Annotated in this window: 18 protein-coding genes; 1 reads left to right on the forward strand and 17 read right to left on the reverse strand. The window is 53.1% G+C overall.

The window, feature by feature from the left end:
* Window position 1: 1 nt before the first annotated feature.
* The 9 genes from AC3WT9_RS14645 to yqfC form a co-directional block, all read right to left on the reverse strand.
* Window positions 2-145: a YqzL family protein gene (locus tag AC3WT9_RS14645; RefSeq protein WP_341095525.1), complete on the reverse strand. Its 144-nt coding sequence runs from the start codon at window positions 143-145 to the stop codon at window positions 2-4.
* Between the two features lie 107 nt (window positions 146-252).
* Window positions 253-1,083 carry a GTPase Era gene (era, locus tag AC3WT9_RS14650; RefSeq protein WP_341097758.1) on the reverse strand — a complete coding sequence of 277 codons (831 nt, stop codon included), beginning with the start codon at window positions 1,081-1,083 and terminating at the stop codon, window positions 253-255.
* A 775-nt stretch (window positions 1,084-1,858) separates the two neighbouring features.
* Window positions 1,859-2,278: a cytidine deaminase gene (locus AC3WT9_RS14655; protein WP_341095527.1), complete on the reverse strand. Its 420-nt coding sequence runs from the start codon at window positions 2,276-2,278 to the stop codon at window positions 1,859-1,861.
* 250 nt (window positions 2,279-2,528) lie between these two features.
* Window positions 2,529-2,924 (reverse strand): diacylglycerol kinase family protein, encoded by a 396-nt coding sequence (locus AC3WT9_RS14660; RefSeq protein ID WP_038595423.1) that lies wholly within the window; start codon window positions 2,922-2,924, stop codon window positions 2,529-2,531.
* Window positions 2,924-3,421, reverse strand: a complete 498-nt coding sequence (gene ybeY, locus AC3WT9_RS14665) for an rRNA maturation RNase YbeY (RefSeq protein ID WP_492407692.1) — start codon at window positions 3,419-3,421, stop codon at window positions 2,924-2,926. Before ybeY ends, AC3WT9_RS14660 begins: the two co-directional genes overlap by 1 nt.
* On the reverse strand, window positions 3,418-5,673 hold the full coding sequence (locus AC3WT9_RS14670; RefSeq protein WP_341095531.1) for an HD family phosphohydrolase: 2,256 nt from the start codon (window positions 5,671-5,673) through the stop codon (window positions 3,418-3,420). The genes ybeY and AC3WT9_RS14670 overlap by 4 nt, the downstream gene beginning before the upstream one ends.
* A gap of 17 nt (window positions 5,674-5,690) precedes the next feature.
* On the reverse strand, window positions 5,691-6,662 hold the full coding sequence (locus tag AC3WT9_RS14675) for a PhoH family protein (protein ID WP_341095534.1): 972 nt from the start codon (window positions 6,660-6,662) through the stop codon (window positions 5,691-5,693).
* A gap of 6 nt (window positions 6,663-6,668) precedes the next feature.
* Complete coding sequence (gene yqfD, locus AC3WT9_RS14680; RefSeq protein WP_341095536.1) at window positions 6,669-7,859, reverse strand: sporulation protein YqfD; 1,191 nt, start codon at window positions 7,857-7,859, stop codon at window positions 6,669-6,671.
* Window positions 7,856-8,149 carry a sporulation protein YqfC gene (yqfC, locus tag AC3WT9_RS14685; protein ID WP_038595431.1) on the reverse strand — a complete coding sequence of 98 codons (294 nt, stop codon included), beginning with the start codon at window positions 8,147-8,149 and terminating at the stop codon, window positions 7,856-7,858. Before yqfC ends, yqfD begins: the two co-directional genes overlap by 4 nt.
* Before the next feature lie 214 nt (window positions 8,150-8,363).
* On the opposite strand from yqfC, the gene AC3WT9_RS14690 reads away from it, so the two are divergent.
* Window positions 8,364-8,756, forward strand: a complete 393-nt coding sequence (locus AC3WT9_RS14690) for a hypothetical protein (protein WP_341095537.1) — start codon at window positions 8,364-8,366, stop codon at window positions 8,754-8,756.
* A gap of 106 nt (window positions 8,757-8,862) precedes the next feature.
* Here the strand turns inward: AC3WT9_RS14690 and AC3WT9_RS14695 are convergent, their stop codons facing one another.
* From AC3WT9_RS14695 to AC3WT9_RS14730, 8 genes are all read right to left on the reverse strand, one after another.
* The gene (locus tag AC3WT9_RS14695) at window positions 8,863-9,471 is read right to left on the reverse strand and encodes a YqfB family membrane protein (protein ID WP_342480498.1); all 609 of its coding nucleotides are present in this window, start codon (window positions 9,469-9,471) and stop codon (window positions 8,863-8,865) included.
* A gap of 16 nt (window positions 9,472-9,487) precedes the next feature.
* Window positions 9,488-10,489 carry a flotillin-like protein FloA gene (floA, locus tag AC3WT9_RS14700; RefSeq protein ID WP_038595434.1) on the reverse strand — a complete coding sequence of 334 codons (1,002 nt, stop codon included), beginning with the start codon at window positions 10,487-10,489 and terminating at the stop codon, window positions 9,488-9,490.
* A 61-nt stretch (window positions 10,490-10,550) separates the two neighbouring features.
* The gene (locus AC3WT9_RS14705; RefSeq protein WP_341097759.1) at window positions 10,551-11,882 is read right to left on the reverse strand and encodes an NfeD family protein; all 1,332 of its coding nucleotides are present in this window, start codon (window positions 11,880-11,882) and stop codon (window positions 10,551-10,553) included.
* Between the two features lie 278 nt (window positions 11,883-12,160).
* Complete coding sequence (locus tag AC3WT9_RS14710) at window positions 12,161-12,604, reverse strand: GatB/YqeY domain-containing protein (RefSeq protein WP_036683862.1); 444 nt, start codon at window positions 12,602-12,604, stop codon at window positions 12,161-12,163.
* Between the two features lie 15 nt (window positions 12,605-12,619).
* Window positions 12,620-12,793: a 30S ribosomal protein S21 gene (rpsU, locus tag AC3WT9_RS14715; protein ID WP_005547957.1), complete on the reverse strand. Its 174-nt coding sequence runs from the start codon at window positions 12,791-12,793 to the stop codon at window positions 12,620-12,622.
* A gap of 138 nt (window positions 12,794-12,931) precedes the next feature.
* On the reverse strand, window positions 12,932-13,291 hold the full coding sequence (locus AC3WT9_RS14720; protein WP_038595438.1) for a histidine triad nucleotide-binding protein: 360 nt from the start codon (window positions 13,289-13,291) through the stop codon (window positions 12,932-12,934).
* 817 nt (window positions 13,292-14,108) lie between these two features.
* Complete coding sequence (locus tag AC3WT9_RS14725; RefSeq protein WP_492407693.1) at window positions 14,109-17,537, reverse strand: AAA family ATPase; 3,429 nt, start codon at window positions 17,535-17,537, stop codon at window positions 14,109-14,111.
* On the reverse strand, window positions 17,538-18,719 hold the full coding sequence (locus AC3WT9_RS14730; protein ID WP_341095544.1) for an exonuclease SbcCD subunit D: 1,182 nt from the start codon (window positions 18,717-18,719) through the stop codon (window positions 17,538-17,540).
* Between the last annotated feature and the right edge of the window lie 78 nt (window positions 18,720-18,797).

Here is an 18,797-nt window from a genome sequence, read left to right on the forward strand (position 1 = left end):
CTTATTGCGCTTCTTCATCAAGGGCCTTCTCTTCCTCTGCAAGCAGCAGTCCGCCTTCATCCAGCGGATCTCCGGCTTCCCTGTACAGCAGATAAGCATCGACATCTCCAGTCATTGCAAAATACTTCCACGAAAAGTCTCGCATTCGTATTCATCCTTTCTTCGGAAACACGATGTCTCTTCAGAAATAGGATGTGCGATGTACCAGGTTCTATCCTTGCAATTCCTGCCAAGAAGCTGCGGAGCCCAAGATTAAAGGTCTTTATGGAAGCCCAAATCCCGCAGTACGCGGTCCTGATTGCGCCAGTCTTTTTTCACTTTTACCCATAGCTCCAGAAAAATCTTCGATCCCAGCAGGTTCTCGATATCCGTACGGGCGCGCCGGCCCACTTCTTTCAGCAGCGCACCCTGCTTGCCGATAATGATCCCCTTCTGGGAATCGCGCTCCACAAAAATAACGGCGGAAATATGCACAACTCCATTGGGTTCTACACTCATATCCTCGATGGCCACCGCGATGGAATGCGGTACCTCTTCGCGGGTCATATGGAGAATCTTCTCACGGATCAGCTCCGCGCAGACGAACTGCTCCGGATGATCGGTAATCTGATCGTCGGGATAATACTGCGGACCTTCCGGCAAATATTTCGCCACCTGATCCAGCAGGGTATTCACATTGTTACCCAGCTTGGCGGAGATCGGCACGATTTCGGCAAACTCATGCAGCTTGTTGTACTGTGTAATCAGCGGCAGCAGCACTTCCGGCTCAATCTTGTCAATTTTGTTCATCACCAGAATAACCGGTGTCTTGATACTGTGTAATTGCTCGGCGATAAAGCGGTCGCCGCCGCCGAGTCCTTCGGATGCGTCCACCAGAAACAGCACGGCCTCCACTTCATGCAGCGTGCTCATCGCCGTCTGGTTCATGTAGTCACCCAGCTTAGATTGTCTTTTATGGATACCCGGTGTGTCCAGAAATACGATCTGCGAGTTGTTGGCAGTGTAAACCCCGTGGATTTTGTTTCTGGTTGTCTGCGGCTTGTCCGACATGATGGCAATTTTTTGGCCAATCACCTGGTTCATGAGTGTCGATTTGCCTACGTTCGGTCTGCCGATAATGGCGACAAACCCTGATTTGAATTTCAATATAATCTTCCTTCCTTGACATAACTTCAAATTCATAAAGTTTCTTGTTAAAACCTTTTCGATCCCGGTAAATCCCCCTTAGCCAAGAGGGACCCCAAGGGCCCCTGCCCTCTGGACACCCGGAATGGGATGGCACAGTTAGGTTCGACGCTTGGGTGAGACGGATGGTGCTTAGAGCGCTTTCGTTCCCTGCGGGAACACACTTGGCTGGCTGAACGGGAAACTTGGCCGGCTGAGCGGGAAAGCTAGTCAACTGTTTGTACCACGCGGAGCGGATAAATTAGTTAGCTGCATATGCGGCAGTGCAGCGGTAAAGCTGCTTGTCGGCGATGGAACAGATAACTCTTACTTCTAGGTCTTTTTGGACAATCCTTCGGTTTATGCAGTTTAATTGTATTTTGTACAGTTAAATACCTTTGAATCGTTACCTCTATGATTTTAGCTGCATTATGTACAATTAAATTTGGCAAAAACCGCTGCTTGGAGCCATTATGCTGATTTTAGTTGCAGGTTATACAACTAAACACATATCTTGCAAAAAACAGGTTAGTTTAGCTGTACAAAATACAACTAAACTAGGCAAGCGTAACGGGAAAGGCAAAATGACCTTCCGCCACACATTTGTTCTGCAATAGCCGGAAACGTCAACCCTCCCGCTCTGCCATCTTCCCAAGTTAATAACGCTGTAAACAGGGTTACACCTATCAAATATCTACTCAGGAGCTTGCCCCTGCTCCAAATCATCCGGTCCGAAAGCACCCGGGAGCAGCTCACGCACGGTAGTCTCCACGATGTCGCCTTTCATGTTCCCGAGGATGACCTTCATGTCGGGACCGCATAGCTCCACCATCACCTGCCGGCAGACACCGCAGGGCGATACGGGGCCATCGGTATCGGCAACAACCGCGATAGCCTGAAAGCTGCGGGCTTTATGGCCGTCCGCGATGGCGCGGAACATTGCAGTCCGCTCCGCACAGTTGGTCGGACCGTAAGCAGCATTTTCAATATTGCAGCCATGATGGACATGACCGTCCTGATCCAGCAGCGCAGCACCGACGCCAAAGCGGGAATAAGGTATATAAGCACTCATTCGTGCCTTTATCGCTTCTTGAAGAAGTAGCGCAGAATCCATAGTGATCCTCCTAAAAGTTTTGTAAGCATAGACTTCATCGAGTTACTTCGGAAAAAACTTACTTCGAAAGCTAACCCTAAGTTTTGTAAGCATAGACTACATTAAGTTGATTTGGGCAAACCGTTTCCCCTACACACCATTAAAATTGTTCAACATACAGGATTCTTACTGCGAGAAGTATGAATCTAACCAAAGATGGCGGAGCGCAAAACGCCGATCCGCCTCTCCCCGAGCTCAAGTTGTAAACTGATTATGACATAAGTCCAGTGATCCAGTCCATTACCGGGTGATAAAAAACATAGATTCCCGTAATCACAGCAAACACCGCCGTAAGCAGCACAGCACCTGCGGCGGTATCTTTGGCAGTCTTGGCCAGGGGATGAATCTCCGGTGAGACCAGATCAACCGTCGCTTCAATAGCCGTATTCAGCAGCTCAGCGGTCAAAACGAGCGTAATTGCCAGCAGCAACAACATCCAGCTTGCTGCAGGAAGTCTGAATACGGCGGCAGCGGCAAGCACAAGAACAGCCAAGCCGCTATGTACCTTCATATTCAGTTCGGATTTGAACGCTCCCGCAATGCCCTGAGCTGCAAATCGAAACGAATGCCAGAACTTTTTGTGGCCTACCGCCGTATTTTTGACCATTAGCGTGTTAACCCGACCTGAGCCAGCACATGCTCCTGCTTGGACATCATTTCGGCCTCAGAAGCAGCATCCTGATGATCGTAGCCCAGCAGATGCAAAAATCCGTGCACAAACAGGAAACCCAGCTCACGCTCCAGGGAATGGCCATATTCCAAAGCCTGCTCCTGCGCCCGGGTGACAGAGATAATGATATCCCCCAGCACATTCGGCACATCTTCTAGCTCTTCATTCTCATCTTGTCCGTATATAATTTCCAGCTCATCTTCGCTGGTTTCGTTCATGGCAAAGGAAAGCACGTCCGTCGGACGGTCAATTCCCCGGTATTCCAGATTGAGCTCATGAATCCGTTCATTGTTGACGAAGGTAAGGTCCACCTCGCCGCCCTCAATGCCTTCGGCTTCACCCGCTTTTTGCAGAATGCGCTCCAGCAGAGATATTAGCTCGTCATTAATCTCGTGTTCTTCCTGTTCATTGTTCCAAACGATTGCAAGACTCATGTATTTACGGCTCCTTCCTCTTTTTTAGGTTTCTTCACTTCCTCCGGATATTCGATCCGGGAATGAAAAATCCCCATAACCGTTTCTTTCAATGTCCGCGCGATAATATCCAATTCCTTTATCGTAAGATCACATTCATCGAATTGATGGTCATCCAGCCGGCTTTTGATAATCTTCTCGATCATCGTCTCCACCTGCACAACCGTCGGCTTGCGAAGTGAACGGACAGCAGCCTCCACACTGTCGGCGATTCCGACAACTGCAGATTCCTTCGACTGCGCCTTCGGCCCAGGGTAACGGAAATCCTCTTCCGTGAAATCAGGCTCCACACCCTTCTCTTCGGCCAGCTTCAATGCTTTATGATAAAAATAGTGCAGAAATGTCGTGCCGTGATGCTGTTCAGCAATGTCACGGATCGGTTTGGGCAGCTTGTACTCCTTCTGCATTTCCACCCCGTCGCGGGCGTGGGCCACGATGATTGATTTGCTCAGCTTCGGTTCAATCGAATCATGCGGATTCTCCATGTTGTTCTGGTTCTCGATAAAATAAAACGGCCGCTTCGTCTTGCCGATATCATGATAATAAGAGCCTACGCGGCAGAGCAGCCCGTCCGCCCCGATCGCCTCCGCCGCAGCTTCTGACAGATTGCCGACCATTACACTGTGATGATAGGTTCCGGGCGTTTCTGTAAGCAGCTTGCGCAGCAAAGGATGATTCGGATTCGACAGCTCTACCAGCTTGAGTGCCGATAGAATGCCAAAGGTAGCCTCAAAGAAAGGCATCAGGCCGATTACCAGCACTGCGGTCAGCAGACCGCTGGCAAAGGCAAAGCCGATAGCATACAGTGTCTGCGTCTGATTCCAGTCTCCGCCGCTCAGGAGCGTCAGCATAAACACAGCCACACAACCGAACAGAGACACCATGATTCCGCCTTTCAGCAGCGTTGACCGCTGCCCGGCGCGGTGGGTGGCGAAAATTGCCACATAGCAAACGATAAGCGCAAAGAATCCGAAGTTGAAATCGAACACCGTATTCTGCTGCACATTCAATATAATACTGGAAAGAATACTGAACAGGATGGAACAGAAATAAGCCAGCGTCATATCCAGCAGCATTGCGATCAGCATAGCGCCAATGGCTACCGGAGCCAGGAACCCGACATAAGACCGGACATCCGTCTGTAAAAACGCGGCAAGCCGCATCGAGATGATCGTAATAATAAACACAAGCACCAGCATAAGCAGCTGGGAATTATTGTACTTGAAGCCGGAGGTCCCCCCGGTATAACGGATGAACATCAGCAGACCGGCGGAGAGCATAGCTGACAGCAGGAACAGGCCCAACTGCGGCCAATAATTGACCTCATTGCTCAGCAGGCCGCTCTCATCCAGCAGTGCGTACAGCTCGGGTGTAATATACTCCCCTTTAGCAACAAGCACATCCCCCTGCTCAATGAACACATCCGGCGTGTTCTCGCGGGCCTGCACCTTAGCTTCCTTGGTAGCTTCCTCATCGTAGAACTTATTGCTCGTGATCACCAGCCGTACCAGCTCCTGCACCACCTCACGGGCTGTGCGCTGGCTTAGCGAGCTGACGCTGACCTGCTCCGCTACCTTCGCGCGCGCAGTCTGGGCATCCACAATCTGGTCGTTCATCAGCTTGGTGACAATATCCCGGGCAACCGGCTTCATCTCGATGATGTCCTGAGAGGTCAGCCGCGGAATTTTGATGTAAGTCTCCTCCGGGATGACATAGGTCTGTTCTTTGATGACGGACTGCATCTCATCGAGCAGTGTGGTGGAATACGTGCCGGAGTTACGGCTCGAATTCACAAAGTTCACGATAAAATCATTGGCCCGCTGCGGGATTACATCCTTGTAAATGCCGGCCTTCTCACTTTGTGAAATCAGATCATCCTGATTGAGCCGGTCAATCCGGTCTATCAGCAAGGTTACCAGATTATCGAGCCTCATCGGAATAATCTCATACCTGTTCTGCACGGTCTCAGCGGCGGCTTCCTGAGCCTTCAGCGTAGCCTTGCTGTCGAGTATTTGCTTCGGCGCAGTAATTTCCTTGGCACTTTTGGTGTTCTCTTTAATGTCATAGCGTTTAGGCAGCAAATCAGGTGAGAGACTGAAGTAGAAAACAATCCCCAATAACAGGAAAAGAGCATAGCGCGTCGCCGCGCTATACTTCCAGCCGTTGTTGCTATATACAAATCCGCTTAATTTCGATGGTTGCTTTGAGGCCATGGAGACAGTCCCCTTTGTTAGTCCTGGTTTTCGGCAGAGCGGTCATAGGCGACGATAATTTTTTGCACCAGGGAATGCCGTACGACATCCTGTTCCGCAAAATAAACAAACCCAAGCTCCTCGATGCCTGACAGAATCGCCTTCGCTTCGATCAACCCGGATTTTTTGCCGCGCGGCAGGTCAATCTGGGTAACGTCACCCGTAATAACCATCTTGGAGCCAAAGCCAAGCCGGGTAAGGAACATTTTCATCTGTTCAGGAGTCGTATTCTGGGCTTCATCCAGAATGATAAAAGAATCATCCAGCGTGCGTCCGCGCATATACGCGAGCGGTGCAATTTCGATCAATCCCCGTTCCAGTGCCTTGGCAACCTGATCGGGGCCCATAACGTCGTATAAGGCGTCGTAGAGCGGACGGAGATATGGGTCAACCTTTTCCTGCAAATCGCCGGGAAGGAAGCCCAGGCTTTCTCCTGCTTCAACTGCAGGACGTGTAAGGACGATGCGCTTCACGGAACCTTCCTTCAGCGCGGTGACGGCAAGCACAACGGCGAGATAGGTTTTTCCTGTTCCCGCAGGTCCGATGCCAAAGACGACATCGCGTTTCTTGATCGAAGTCACATAGTGCTTCTGGCCAATCGTTTTGACACGGATCGGCTTGCCGCGGAAGGTTGTCGTAATTTCACCTTTGAACAAATCAAGCAGTTGGTCGGCGCGGAAATCCTTTGCCAGCTCCACCGCATACTGCACATCACGTTCACTAAGTATGTAACCGCTGCGGATCAGAGACAGCAGCACATTGAACAGCTGTCCCAGCATGTCCACTTCCCGCTCGGCCCCGCGTATTGTAACCTCAGCTTCACGCGAGTCGATAACCGCCGGTATTTCACTCTCGATAATTTTCAGAAAACCATCCTGCGGGCCGAACAGGGATTGCGCTTCTCCCGCATTTTGCAAAGATATACGAATGCTTGCAGTCTGTTCTGACAAGTAGCCTCATTCTCCTCGGTTGTTTACTATCGGAAGTTCTTCCGTGATTCTCTCTTCCACTTCAAACATCACTTTCATATAAACTTTACCATTCTCTTTCTTCTCATGCAAAATTTTTTGACTTTTAATAACGCTGTCAGTGCCGTAACGGGCCAAAATATCATTAGTTGCCCGAGTAATCCCTTCCTGCCGGGCAGCCTCCGGAGTTTTGGTGCCGGAAGTATACTTGACCTCCATTTCCTTCTCAGTCATCAGTCCAAGCGGCACCTGCAAAGAACGCCAGGACAGCAGATCATGCTCTGTAAGCGTCCGTGATTTCTCAAATCCGGATTTCCCGTAGCCCCAAAGTTGAACCGCCCAATTGCCGATCACCAGATATGTGCGGTCTTTCCGGTCCCCTGTATATGAACTGCCGGTTGTTTTGAGCGGCACCTCAATGTTGTATTCATGCCATACTAGACCCTTTACCTCGCCTTTGGCAACCACCGTCTGCATATTGTTTTCATCACCCAGGGTGCCGGAGATCAGAATATCCCCTTTCTTGACCCGCGAATTGCGCGCTACAACCGGTCTGCCCTGCTCGGCGTAGATCTCGGTAACCACCGCATCGGTTCTGCTGATCAGATGGCGCTGGCTGAGCAGCGGCTTGTTCTCAGGCTTGTCAGCCTCGACAACCTGGATAGTAATGCTCGTCCCCGTCCGCTGCACCCCTACCCAGGAAAGTCCCGGCATCCTCGAGGTCATCTCCCTGGAGAGCTTGTCCGGCTCCTCCATACGCCAAATCCACTGGAATGGATAGATGCCTTCTTGACGCGCAGCGTCCAGAATATCTTCGGAGGCAATGAATTGATTCCCTTCGACTTTGATGCTCCACACCATTGAAGAAAGCAGCAGAAGGCCAATGCCAAACAGCAATAAACCGGCAGCAAAAAACTTCCGTTTCCACAGCCGCGCGAGCCGGAAGGGCAAGCCATTCCTGCCTGTCACATGCATGCGGCAGCCTGTCTTTTTTAACAGCGGCCGAAGGATAAAAAAGTCATTCAGCAGCAGGTTCAGGGAAGCGCCATCCCCCGCAGGCCTCACATCCCATATGAGGATGCCTTGTTCGTTCACTGCATTGATAAACCTTTCCACCTGCGGTCCCGTCACATGCAGTGTAACGAACCCCCGCAGGGATGCCAGAGGCGGTTCTTTCATGGTTTCTCCTCGCTTCCCTTATATCTGATCTCCCCGATTAAACCCTCTACAGCCAGTTCCTGGCCCAGAATATTCCGGATCACTAATCCCTCGCCGGAAATCTCCAGATATCCATTGACTAACGCAAGCTTAAGCTGCCCGGAGGAAAAATGCAGCACGCCGCGATGGTTCTCAATATACAGCTCCTTATTGCCGATCAGGGTGATTCGGGGCATCTCCTGCAGCACATCCTGCGGAAGATCCAATACCCCGTTTGTCCATCCCCGCAGCCTGCGGCCGATACGGGTCATATGTAGACTTCTCCCCCTTCCTGCCTTCTGTACACCTTATGCGGCAATGCTGATTTTTATGAGAAGAACTCACCCTGCCTACTGTAATTTCAATTTCAGCATAGAATTTGGCTTACCCGCTCCAGTCCGTATTTTTGAAATTGGTTGAAAATACAATCCAAAATGAAAATCTCAAAATATAATAATCTATCTAACAGGAAAGGAGGAATTTACTATGGCAGTCTTCACCAGCACAACGGGTCCGATTCTGAACGGCTCGGAGACAGGAGTCCGGGCTCAATTTGTCCGGCTGCTTATCAGCAATGACGCAGTTACCGATTTCGCATCGATCGAAATAAGTGTGTTTGCAATTGATGATAACTCTGTCAATACACCCAAAGTACCGCTCGCCCGTCAAGCATTTTCGCTGAATCCAAGCTCGGTAACGAATAGGACAATCCCGGTCAGCGGATTTCCGGTTTACGAAGTACAGCTCTCGGTAACTACGCCTAACCCTGATATTGAAGTAGTCGTTACCACCGTAGGCGTGGACGCAGGCGGCAAAATTGTGGACAACCAGCAGTATCTCTACACTCAACTGACCACAATTCCCGCTCTGACTCCGTAATAGCATATCTTCCCCGCAACACCAAGAAGGACTTCATAAAAAAAGCGGCAATCAGCACCGGTGGAATACCGGCGGCTGATTGCCGCTTAATACTTCATAGCTATACTCAACGCCGCGAAGAATGCGGTTTGCGTGAACGGGGAGGAGCAAGGATTTCAGCCCATACCAGACCGTTCCGCAGCGATTCACGATTATCTGCCAAACCATGACGGGCAGCAGATCGCGCGGAGACAGTACCGCTCTTACCAGTAGTCCCTGCGTCCCATGCCTCTGAAGCGTCTGCCACGCCGTCAAACGACGCCTGCAGGCGTTCCAGCTCCCGCTGCATCCGTTCTGTACGCGCCTGTACGCTGTCTTCTCCCGATTGCTCAAGAGACATTCCTTCACCTGTATCATAGTCAGGAGAAGGCCGCTCAGGAGACTCCTTCCAGACAGGAGAAGAATCATACTCACGCTCTTCATAGGACACGGAAGGCTGGCCCGGATAGGAAGACTCGCCTGGAACAGGAAACCCGCTGCCCTGACGGGCCGGGCTTTCATCCTCAGGGTTCCGTTCCTGCTGCCGGGCACGGCGGAGAGGACTAGCGTCCCCCCCGCCGCCAAAAGTCGGCATACCTCCGCGCGGAGCATTTTTCTGTTTATTCTTCCCCGCTTTGTTCATGTTGGAAAAGATCGCAATCACAATGACTACGGCGATATAAATCAAACTGCTCATGGGATCTCACATCCCCTTATTTATTGGTCGGACGGCTTGAATCATCGCCATCATTTAATTTGCCGAGCGAGCCGCGCATTTGCGTATCGGCTTCAATGTTTTTGAGGTTCATGTAATCCATGACCCCGAGTTGACCGGCACGCAGCGCTTCAGCCATAGCCAGCGGCACCTGGGATTCAGCTTCGACGACCAGCGCCTTCATCTCAACGACGCGGGCTTTCATTTCCTGCTCATGGGCAACAGCCATCGCTCTGCGTTCCTCCGCCTTGGCCTGTGCAATTCTTTTATCAGCTTCAGCCTGCTCAGTTTGCAAATAGGCTCCGATATTCTTGCCAACGTCGATATCTGCAATATCAATGGACAAAATTTCAAAGGCCGTACCTGAATCCAAACCCTTGGACAAAACTGTACGCGAGATTGAATCCGGATTCTCCAGCACATCCTTATGGGAGTCACTTGAACCTACTGTTGTTACAATCCCCTCGCCAACACGGGCGATAATCGTTTCTTCGCCGGCACCGCCGACGAGACGGTCGATATTCGCCCGTACGGTCACTCTCGCCTTAACCTTAACCTCGATACCGTTCTTGGCGACAGCAGCGACAATCGGCGTCTCAATGACACGCGGATTAACACTCATCTGTACGGCCAGCAGTACGTCGCGGCCGGCAAGATCAATGGCTGCGGCGCGTGTGAATTCAAGCGGAATATCCGCCCGCTGGGCGGCGATCAAGGCATTGACAACCCGGTCGACGTTACCGCCGGCCAAGTAATGGCTTTCCAGTTGATTGATATTCAGGCCAAGCCCTGCTTTGGTGGCCTTAATGAGCGGATTAACGATCCGGCTCGGAGTAACCCGGCGGAGTCTCATGGCCACCAGGGTAATAATGCTGATTCTTACGCCGGATGCCCATGCGGAAACCCACAGCATCACCGGGAAGAAACTGAAGAACACGCTCAGTACGATGATCACAACAACTGCGATCAGCAAAATTGGAATTAAAGACGCTTCGCCCATACTTTTTGTCAACCTCCGTTACATTTTTAAAATTCATAAACATACTGGCTGCAGGCTCCGCTTATTTCTCGGATTCCTTCACAACCACACGGCCTCCCTCGACCTTCACCACGGAAACTGGAACCCCCGAACTGATGAAGCTCCCTTCGGTTACCACATCCACACGTTCATTGCCGACCAAGGCCGTTCCGGCCGGACGAAGCGGTGTAATGCTGACGCCCGAGGCACCAATCAGACTCAATTTCTCCAGCACCGGAACAAATCCCTGCTCTTTGGTTAGACTGTCGCGCAGAATAAACCGGTTCCAGATGCCCCGTTCCTTGAAGACCACAGCTACGATGGCGATAACTACTGTGGCTGCCGCAAAGGCTATTCCCAGATTAAAAAATGCATGCTCTAAGCTGAAAGCAGCCCGAACGACGCCTGCCACAAGGCTTACAGAGCCCAGCAAACCCAGAATCCCGAAGCTTGGGACAAACAGCTCCAGCACAAGCATGACAAGTCCCAGAATGAACAACAGCCAGGTCTCCGCTCCAGCGAAGCCCGCCACATAGTTGCCAAAGAAATAAAGGGCAAATGCGAGCGTCCCGATAATTCCCGGAGCGCCAAAGCCCGGCACCAGCAGCTCAATGACAATTCCGGCGATGCCGATGAAGAGTAGTATCGTCATAATAATCGGATTTGTCAGAAAATGCGACATTTTTTCTGCTCCGGTATGTTCCACGCGAAAAATGTCGTCTGTGGAATAACCTAACAAAGTGATGGCCTCTTCCGGCGTATCGGCAAGATAATCGGCATATCCGGCTTTCACCGCTTCATTGCTGGTCAAGGCAATTATTTGGCCTTGCGCTTTGTTCACCCCGAGTTCAGGCTTGTTCACGACAAGGTTCACATCCATCATTCCTGCAGCAATCTCCGGATCACGCCCGTTCAGTGAAGCGGCGCCAACCATCTTGGATTTCCAGTAGGATACCATCTTTGCGTCGTCCACGCTTTTTCCGTTCATATCCACCAGCGATGCAGCTCCGATCATACTTCCGGGCTTCATAATAATTGAGTTGGCGTTTAGGGCAATATAACTGCCGGCAGATGCAGCATCTCCTTTAATATAAGCAGCTGTAGGAATTTCACTGTCCCTGACCATCTGCCCGATTTGTTCCGCAGAGTCGACAAGTCCCCCTGGTGTATCAATCTCCAATACAATCAGAACCGCCCCGTATTTTGCCGCCTCCTCAAATCCCCGCTCCAAAAAGCTTTGCAGTCCGCGTTCAATCTCCTGGTCAACCGGAATAATGAACACCGGCCCGCCCTTCGGCTTTTCCGCAGCCGTTCCTCCTGCAGCCGAAGAGGTCCCCTCTGCTTGCGTGTAAGCTGCAAACGGCGTCAAGAGCATCAGCAGCAGGACGGTGACTATGCCCGAAAAGGCAATTTTACGGATTTTTTTCACTTGTAAACCTCCTTTCTCTAAAAATAACTTCAGCACATAATCCTTAGTACGCCATTCCCTGAAATATGTTTCAAACAATCGTCGGGTCGGATCAGGAACACATTACCGAAAACAGGGCGGAGCAACAAAAAAAGGGAGGAAGTAAGCTGCGCTTTACTTTCTCCCTTCATTTTATCCACCGACAATGAAAAACACCCCTTTATTCAAGGGGTGCTAGCGTTATATTATTGCAGAAATTGCAGAACCGCCTGGTTCACGAGTTTACCATCGGCGCGACCTTTGACCTTAGGCATCAGTGCGCTCATGACCTTACCCATTTCACTTTTCGAAGAAGCACCGGTTTCCTGGATGGTCTGCTGTACAATCACTTTAATTTCTTCTTCGGAAAGCTGCTCGGGAAGATACTTAATGATAATCTCGATTTCTGCCTTCGTACTCGCGGCAAGCTCGTCGCGACCCGCTGATTCAAATTCTTGGAGGGCATCTTTGCGCTGTTTGATTTCACGACTAAGGATATCAAGCACTTCGTTGTCGTCTAATGTTCTCTTCAAATCTATTTCAAGATACTTTATTGTAGAACGAACCATTCGAATGGTGGAGAGTGTGAACTTGTCCTTACTCTTCATCGCTTGCTTCATATCTTCGTTTAATCGTTCGCTAAGATTCATGCGTGGGTAATCCTCCTAAAACTTTCTCTTACGAGCAGCCTCAGACTTCTTCTTGCGCTTTACGCTTGGCTTCTCATAATGCTTACGTTTCTTCACCTCAGCCAAGACACCATCTTTAGCGATGGAACGTTTAAAGCGACGAAGTGCAGCATCAATTGTCTCGTTTTTACGAACTTTCGTTTCAGACACCAGTTTTCCCTCCCTCCGACCAGACCGTCCAAGAGCATAACACGGTTCATCATATTTCATTATAGGTCAAACCGAAATAAGGTGTCAACCTTCGTGTTATTCTTTTTTTAGGCAGGTTATCAGAATTTGAAATATCTGCTAAGCATGTGATGCGGAATTGCCGACAAGTGCGCCCAGTTTGGCACCGCCAAGCAAATGATAATGAAGATGAGGCACGGCTTGTCCGCTGTCCGGACCGCAATTGTTGATCAGACGGTAGCCTGTCTCCGCAATTCCGAGCTGAATAGCAATTTGCTGCGCTACAGCGTGAATCTCACCGATCAGAGGCAGATCTTCAGCCGTAACATCATTCATCGACGCGATGAACTTCTTAGGGATAATCAGCACATGCACCGGTGCGGCAGGCTCAATATCGTAGAATGCCAGTATCCGCTCGTTCTCGAACACTTTTTTGGAAGGGATTGAGCCTTCAATAATCTTGCTAAAGACAGTTTCCATACAACGCTTCCTCCTAAAAGTTTGTGGAGCGATACTTCCGTAGTAATTCTCAGACCGGCCTTCTTCGCCACAATTTGTTTTTATGTTCTCTAATCATACAGGATAATCATGGATTACGAAAGCGGCACAACAATAATACAACGCGGGGAAGCCGGAAAAAGATCATATCATCAGTTAAATGAAATGAATACACACGCAAGCAAGAGGATAGCTCGAACAAGGATTGGGACATTGCTTAGTGGAAATGTGCTAGGGATAATACAGAACTCTGCTTATCGCCATGGCTGTATTATAGACAGTGTTAGCTGCTGGCAAACAGGGAGGCATTGTTTTATTTATTTCGCTTGTGGCCAACCCCGGAGGTATCTATCTGCCCAGTCATATATATTTATGTGGAGCTTTATATCCCGCTTATCTGTATCAGATACAGGAAAAGTGTATTCTGTTTGTCCAAATCTTCCGCATCCAACATTCAGGGTGATCATCATACAAAGTAATCGTTGTCAAAAAGGCACTGCTGAGGTGCTGCTCTATGTGTAGTTGCGGGTTCGGTACAGGGGAACAAGGTAATGATAGCTTAATCTAATCGCATATCTGACAGGGATCTCGAACTTCGGGAGCCATCAGACTCCTAAAAAAAGCAAAAAAAAAGAAACACCCTACCAGCTTAAAAAGCTGATTCGGCGGCGGGCGTATGAAAAGGAGGATTTCCCGGTCATACGTCCGCCGAGGTGTTTCAAAATGATGTCGGCTTAGCTGTATTATAACAGGGGGTTGAAAGTGTATCTGTGACTGTCATCACACCTTCAACCCGCTTTCACATTTTCTCCAAAAGAATACGCGAACCGCCCCCGCCCTGCTCTGCAGGCACTACTATCAGCTTGCGCGGCAGTCGCGCCCGGAGCTCAGGAACGTGGCTGATGATCCCGACGGACAGCTGGTCATTATGCAATCTTTCGAGTGAGGTAATGACGGTATCCAGCAAATCCGGATCAAGAGTACCAAAGCCCTCATCAAGGAAAAAGAATTGCAGCGGATACTGACCCCGCAGCTGAATCTGTGCCGATAAGGCCAACGCCAGTGAGAGGGAGGTCAGGAAGGTTTCTCCGCCAGATAGCGTCGAGACCGGACGTCTGACTCCTCCATTGCCATCATCGCGGATAACAAAGCCGCCTCCAGAGTCAACCTCCAGTGCGTAACGCTGCTTGCTCAGGAACCGCAGCCGCTGTGAAGCAGCCTGGCACACCTGCATCAGCTGTTCTTCGGCGATATATTCCACAAAGGCATTGCCGCGCAGCACAGCCTGCAGCTTGGACAGCCGGTCCTGCTGCGCCGCATGCTCCTTACGCTGACCTTCGAGCTCCATCCAGCGGATATGGCGATGTTGCAGATCCTCAAGATCACGGTCTGCGCGCGCACGGCTCTGCAGCGAGCGTTCATCGTCTTCCTTGCATGTCTGCAGGGCAGACTGGCTCTCCTGCCATTCCTCAGTGCTTAAGGAGGCTCCGGACAGCTTCTCTTCGATGCTCCGCAGTTGCAGCGTCACTTCCGCTTCTTCCTCCCGGTGAGCCCGAATACGGGCAGCGGCTCCGCTGCGTTCTTCCGGCATGAGCGCCGCCCCTTCAACCTCAGAGGCGGAAGCAAACGGAGAAGAGTTCAGGCTCTCCTCCCAGTGGGCCGCGGCCGCAGCGCTATGCTCACACGCTGATTCCGCCGCCTGGCGGGCAATGGCCGCCTCCTTCACCTCGTGCTGCGCCTTGTCCGCTGCCTGCCGGTGCCTTTGTTTATTATTGTCCAGTGCCGCCTGCAGCTCCTGAAGACGCCGCTCGCATTCCTCCAGCAAGGCGGCGGCGGAACGGCCCCCTGTCCACTGGAGCAAACGCTGCTCCTTCTCGCGCTCGAGTGCTTCTTTGCCTTCCAGTTGGGCATTCCATTGAGCAAGCTCTTTATCCAGCCCGGCAATCTCTTCCTGCAGAACTTGTACAGCATTGCCCTTCTCCTCAAGAAACTTCACGCTGATGTCGAGCCGGCCTCTGATTTCCTCGGCCTGTTCGTCCTTTGCCAGCATCCCGCGATAGGCATTCTCAGCCTCATCCGCAGCCAGTTCAGGGAACAGCCGCGCCCATTCCTGGCGCAAGGTGCTCAACCGGGCGGCAAGCTCGCCAGCCTTGGCGGCAAGCCCTTCCACCCAGGCCGTCTCGGCAGTGGCCGCAGCCGCTTCCTGGTGGCACAGCTGCTGCTGTTCCTGCATCCCCCGCTGCCATTCCGCTGCTCCCCGGCGCAGCTCGCCGGAGCGTGCTTTCAGGGCTACATGCTGCGCCTCCAGCCCGGATAAGGACATTTCATCCGGAATGATCCCGGCGGAAGCTGAATGCATAGAGGCATCCGTGCCGTCCTGCTCCAGTCCTGCAGCCGCAGGTGTTTTCAGAGCGTCGCCTATAACTCCTTCACCATAAATCTGTTCCAGCCATGCACCATCCTGCTCCAGCAGGCTGCGGAACAGATGGCGGGCTTCCAGCGCGCGCCGTTCAAGCGCACGGATATGCTGGAGCTGGGTTTCCAGCCCTTCCCGCCCGCCGTTGTCCTGGGACAACGCAGGCAAGGGATGATGCTCGCTGCCGCAGACCGGGCAAGGCTGCCCGTCCTGCAGCTCACGGGCTAGGGTAAGCGAGAGCCTGTGCAGCTCCTGCTCCTTCAACGCCGACTCCAGCGTGCCGCCGTGCAGCTCCAGGCGCTCGGCAGCATTTCTTGCCGCGGCTTCCGCAGCCCGCAGCTCCTCCTGGTGCAGCGCAGCCGCAGCAATGTGCTCCCCGCGGGCTGCGGCCAGCGACTGCCGCCGGGCTTCGGCTGCGGCCAGCCGCGCCTCTGCCGCCGCGAGCACCGCCGCGCGCTCGCGGCGCTCCCGCTCCGCCGTCTCCCACTGGGACTCGGCGGAGCGCAGTTCCTGCAGTCTCTGCATCGCTTCCTGCAGAGACTGCCGCTCCTGGGAGCGGACCGCAAGCGGCTGCAGGCTTTGCTGCAGCTCCTGCTGGCGCTTTTGGCCCTTGGCCAAAAGCTCACGCTCCCGGGCCATGCTCTCCCGCCGGGCAGCCAGCCCGCGGGAGGCCTCGCCTTGGCGCGCCTGCACCGCAGCGCGCTCGCGCCGCAGTTCGCTGAGCTCGGCTTCGAGCTCCAGCGCGCGGCGGTAGGTATCGGCCCCCTGCCGGAGGGCCGGCTCCTCCGCGGCCAGCGCAGCCTGCGCCGCAGCCTCGGCCGCAGCAAGCCCCGCCGCCTCATGCTCGGCGGCGGTTGCCAAGGTCTCCCGGCTCTCGGCAACAGCGAGCCGGCTCCGCCAGGCGTCCTCGGCGCTTCGCCACGCCTTCAGCACAGGCAGCCGCTTCTCGGCTTCGTCAGCCTTGACAAGCTTTTGCTCCAGCAGGAGGACGTTCTCCTCCTGCAACAGCAATTCCTGCCGCCGCCGCTCACGGCGGATACGGTCCTCCTGCAGCTCGCGGATCTTCGCGAAGCGCTCGGCAAGCTGCATAGCCGCCTCCAGCTTCTTGCGGCATTCCTCCGCATGGCGGACCGCTTCCTGCAGCCGCTCCGCTGCGGCCTCTACATCCGCCTTCCCTGCACTGCCAAGGCCCTGCTGCTCCGCTTCAAGCGCCCGCAGCGCCGCCTCGTTCTCCTTGACCCGGCGGCTGAGCTTGAGGGCCAACTGGTCGCCGTACTGCTCCAGGTGAAAGAGCCGTTGAAGCATTTGCCTGCGGTCCACACCCCGCAGCGACAGGAACTCGGCAAATTTGCCTTGCGGCAGAACCACCGCACGGGTGAAATCATCCATTTTCAGCCCGATATGCTCTTCTACACAGCGGGTAACATCCGCCAGCTTGTCAGCCATAACCTGGTCTCCGTCTTCCGTGACCTCGATGAACCGGCTGATTGTATTGCTGATGGACTGCTCCCCGGTCCGTTTGAATTTCCGCTCCACCCGGTAACGCCGGACACCGGCGGAGGAAGTGAGCTCGAAGGTGAAAGCTACACTGAGCTGATCCTCGGAATGGTTCATAATTCCCTGCGTTCCGTTCACTGCCCGTTCCACCTTGCCGTACATCGCTAATGTAATAGCGTCCAGCAGACTGGATTTCCCGCTGCCGGTCGGTCCGAAGATCCCGAACAGCCCGGTTTCTGTCAGACTCGCAAAATCAATCTCCTGCTGCTCCCGATAGCTTTGCAGCCCGGATACTTTTAATAGAATCGGCTTCACCTAGTTCTCCTCCCCTTCCTCCGGCTGGCGCCGTTCTTCTTCCGTCAGTTCAAGGAACAGCTCAATCAGGCTGTCCTCCGGCTCCGCACCGCCGGTCTGCCGCTGGTAGAACTTGCGGAACAGCTCCTGGACCGGCATCCGTGAACGGGAGGTTTCCTCCAGCTCATGCTCCATCTGCGGATAAATCGGGCGGATATGTATAATCCCTTCCCGTGATTTGCGGAGCCGCTGAATATCATTCATCGACATCGCTTCGCTAAGGCGTAGCTCCAGATCGATAAAGGCGGAGGCATCCCTGCCTTCATCAAGCCAGCCATACACCTCCTGCAGTCCGCCGGAAGATTTCCAGTTCACCAGCGGACGGCCGCAGCGGAGATAGATTTCCTCAAAGGAAGGCTCCCCGCCCGGTGCCACATCAATCATCGTCACCGATTTGGCCTGGCCCGCTTCGGAGAAGCTGTAGGCCAGCGGTGAGCCGCTGTAGCGGATCATGCCCTCGCCTTTGACCCGCTGGGCGCGGTGCAGATGTCCGAGCGCCGTATACTGCGCACCGCAGGACAAAGCCGAAGGATCTACCGTATACGCTCCTCCTACCTGAATGGGGCGCTCCGAATCGCTTTCCACCCCTCCGAGCACATAGATATGGCTCATGGCCAGATTCACCGTCTGCGGTGTAAACTCCCGGCCGAGCAGCTTCATCAGCTTGCCTACCCGCGCACTGTAGGCCAGCCGGAGTTCATCCTCACCGCTGTCCCCGGCGAGCAGCTCCCCGAGGCGGGCTTCGGAGGGATAGGGAAGTGCAGCGATTTTGGCAACTTCACCGGTCCGGACGGCATGTACCGTCACCGGCTCCGAGGTAGGCAGTCCCACCAGGGTGATGCCCTGTCTGCGCACAAGCGGAGACACGGAAGCTACCCGCTCCGGCTGGTCATGATTGCCGGAGATGACAACAAGCGGCCTGCCGTTCGCCGTCAGTCTGGCTGCAGCATCATAGAACAGCTGCTCCGCCGCAGCCGGAGGGTTGACTGAATCATAAACATCCCCCGCCATTAGAATAAGATCGGCCTTGGAGTCATCGGCAATCTCCACCAGCTCATCCATGAACTGCTCCTGCTCCTTCTGCCGGCTCCGTCCTTCCAGCGTACGGCCCAGATGCCAGTCGCCCGTATGCAATATGCGCATTTTCGCCCTCTTTTCCCCGCCCTCACGCGGCTATCATATAGGTGATATAAGATCAACTTCCGTCAATCTCACCTTTTG

It is taken from the genome of Paenibacillus sp. EB106-06-01-XG199 (genome assembly GCF_058791575.1).

Coding starts and splice junctions, on each gene's coding strand:
- AC3WT9_RS14645 (WP_341095525.1), bottom strand. CDS start 145: ATGCGAGACTTTTCGTGGAAGTATTTTGCAATGACTGGAGATGTCGAT.
- era (WP_341097758.1), bottom strand. CDS start 1,083: ATGAACCAGGTGATTGGCCAAAAAATTGCCATCATGTCGGACAAGCCG.
- AC3WT9_RS14655 (WP_341095527.1), bottom strand. CDS start 2,278: ATGGATTCTGCGCTACTTCTTCAAGAAGCGATAAAGGCACGAATGAGT.
- AC3WT9_RS14660 (WP_038595423.1), bottom strand. CDS start 2,924: ATGGTCAAAAATACGGCGGTAGGCCACAAAAAGTTCTGGCATTCGTTT.
- ybeY (WP_492407692.1), bottom strand. CDS start 3,421: ATGAGTCTTGCAATCGTTTGGAACAATGAACAGGAAGAACACGAGATT.
- AC3WT9_RS14670 (WP_341095531.1), bottom strand. CDS start 5,673: ATGGCCTCAAAGCAACCATCGAAATTAAGCGGATTTGTATATAGCAAC.
- yqfD (WP_341095536.1), bottom strand. CDS start 7,859: ATGAAAGAACCGCCTCTGGCATCCCTGCGGGGGTTCGTTACACTGCAT.
- yqfC (WP_038595431.1), bottom strand. CDS start 8,149: ATGACCCGTATCGGCCGCAGGCTGCGGGGATGGACAAACGGGGTATTG.
- AC3WT9_RS14690 (WP_341095537.1), top strand. CDS start 8,364: ATGGCAGTCTTCACCAGCACAACGGGTCCGATTCTGAACGGCTCGGAG.
- AC3WT9_RS14695 (WP_342480498.1), bottom strand. CDS start 9,471: ATGAGCAGTTTGATTTATATCGCCGTAGTCATTGTGATTGCGATCTTT.
- floA (WP_038595434.1), bottom strand. CDS start 10,489: ATGGGCGAAGCGTCTTTAATTCCAATTTTGCTGATCGCAGTTGTTGTG.
- AC3WT9_RS14705 (WP_341097759.1), bottom strand. CDS start 11,882: ATGCTCTTGACGCCGTTTGCAGCTTACACGCAAGCAGAGGGGACCTCT.
- AC3WT9_RS14710 (WP_036683862.1), bottom strand. CDS start 12,604: ATGAATCTTAGCGAACGATTAAACGAAGATATGAAGCAAGCGATGAAG.
- AC3WT9_RS14720 (WP_038595438.1), bottom strand. CDS start 13,291: ATGGAAACTGTCTTTAGCAAGATTATTGAAGGCTCAATCCCTTCCAAA.
- AC3WT9_RS14730 (WP_341095544.1), bottom strand. CDS start 18,719: ATGCGCATATTGCATACGGGCGACTGGCATCTGGGCCGTACGCTGGAA.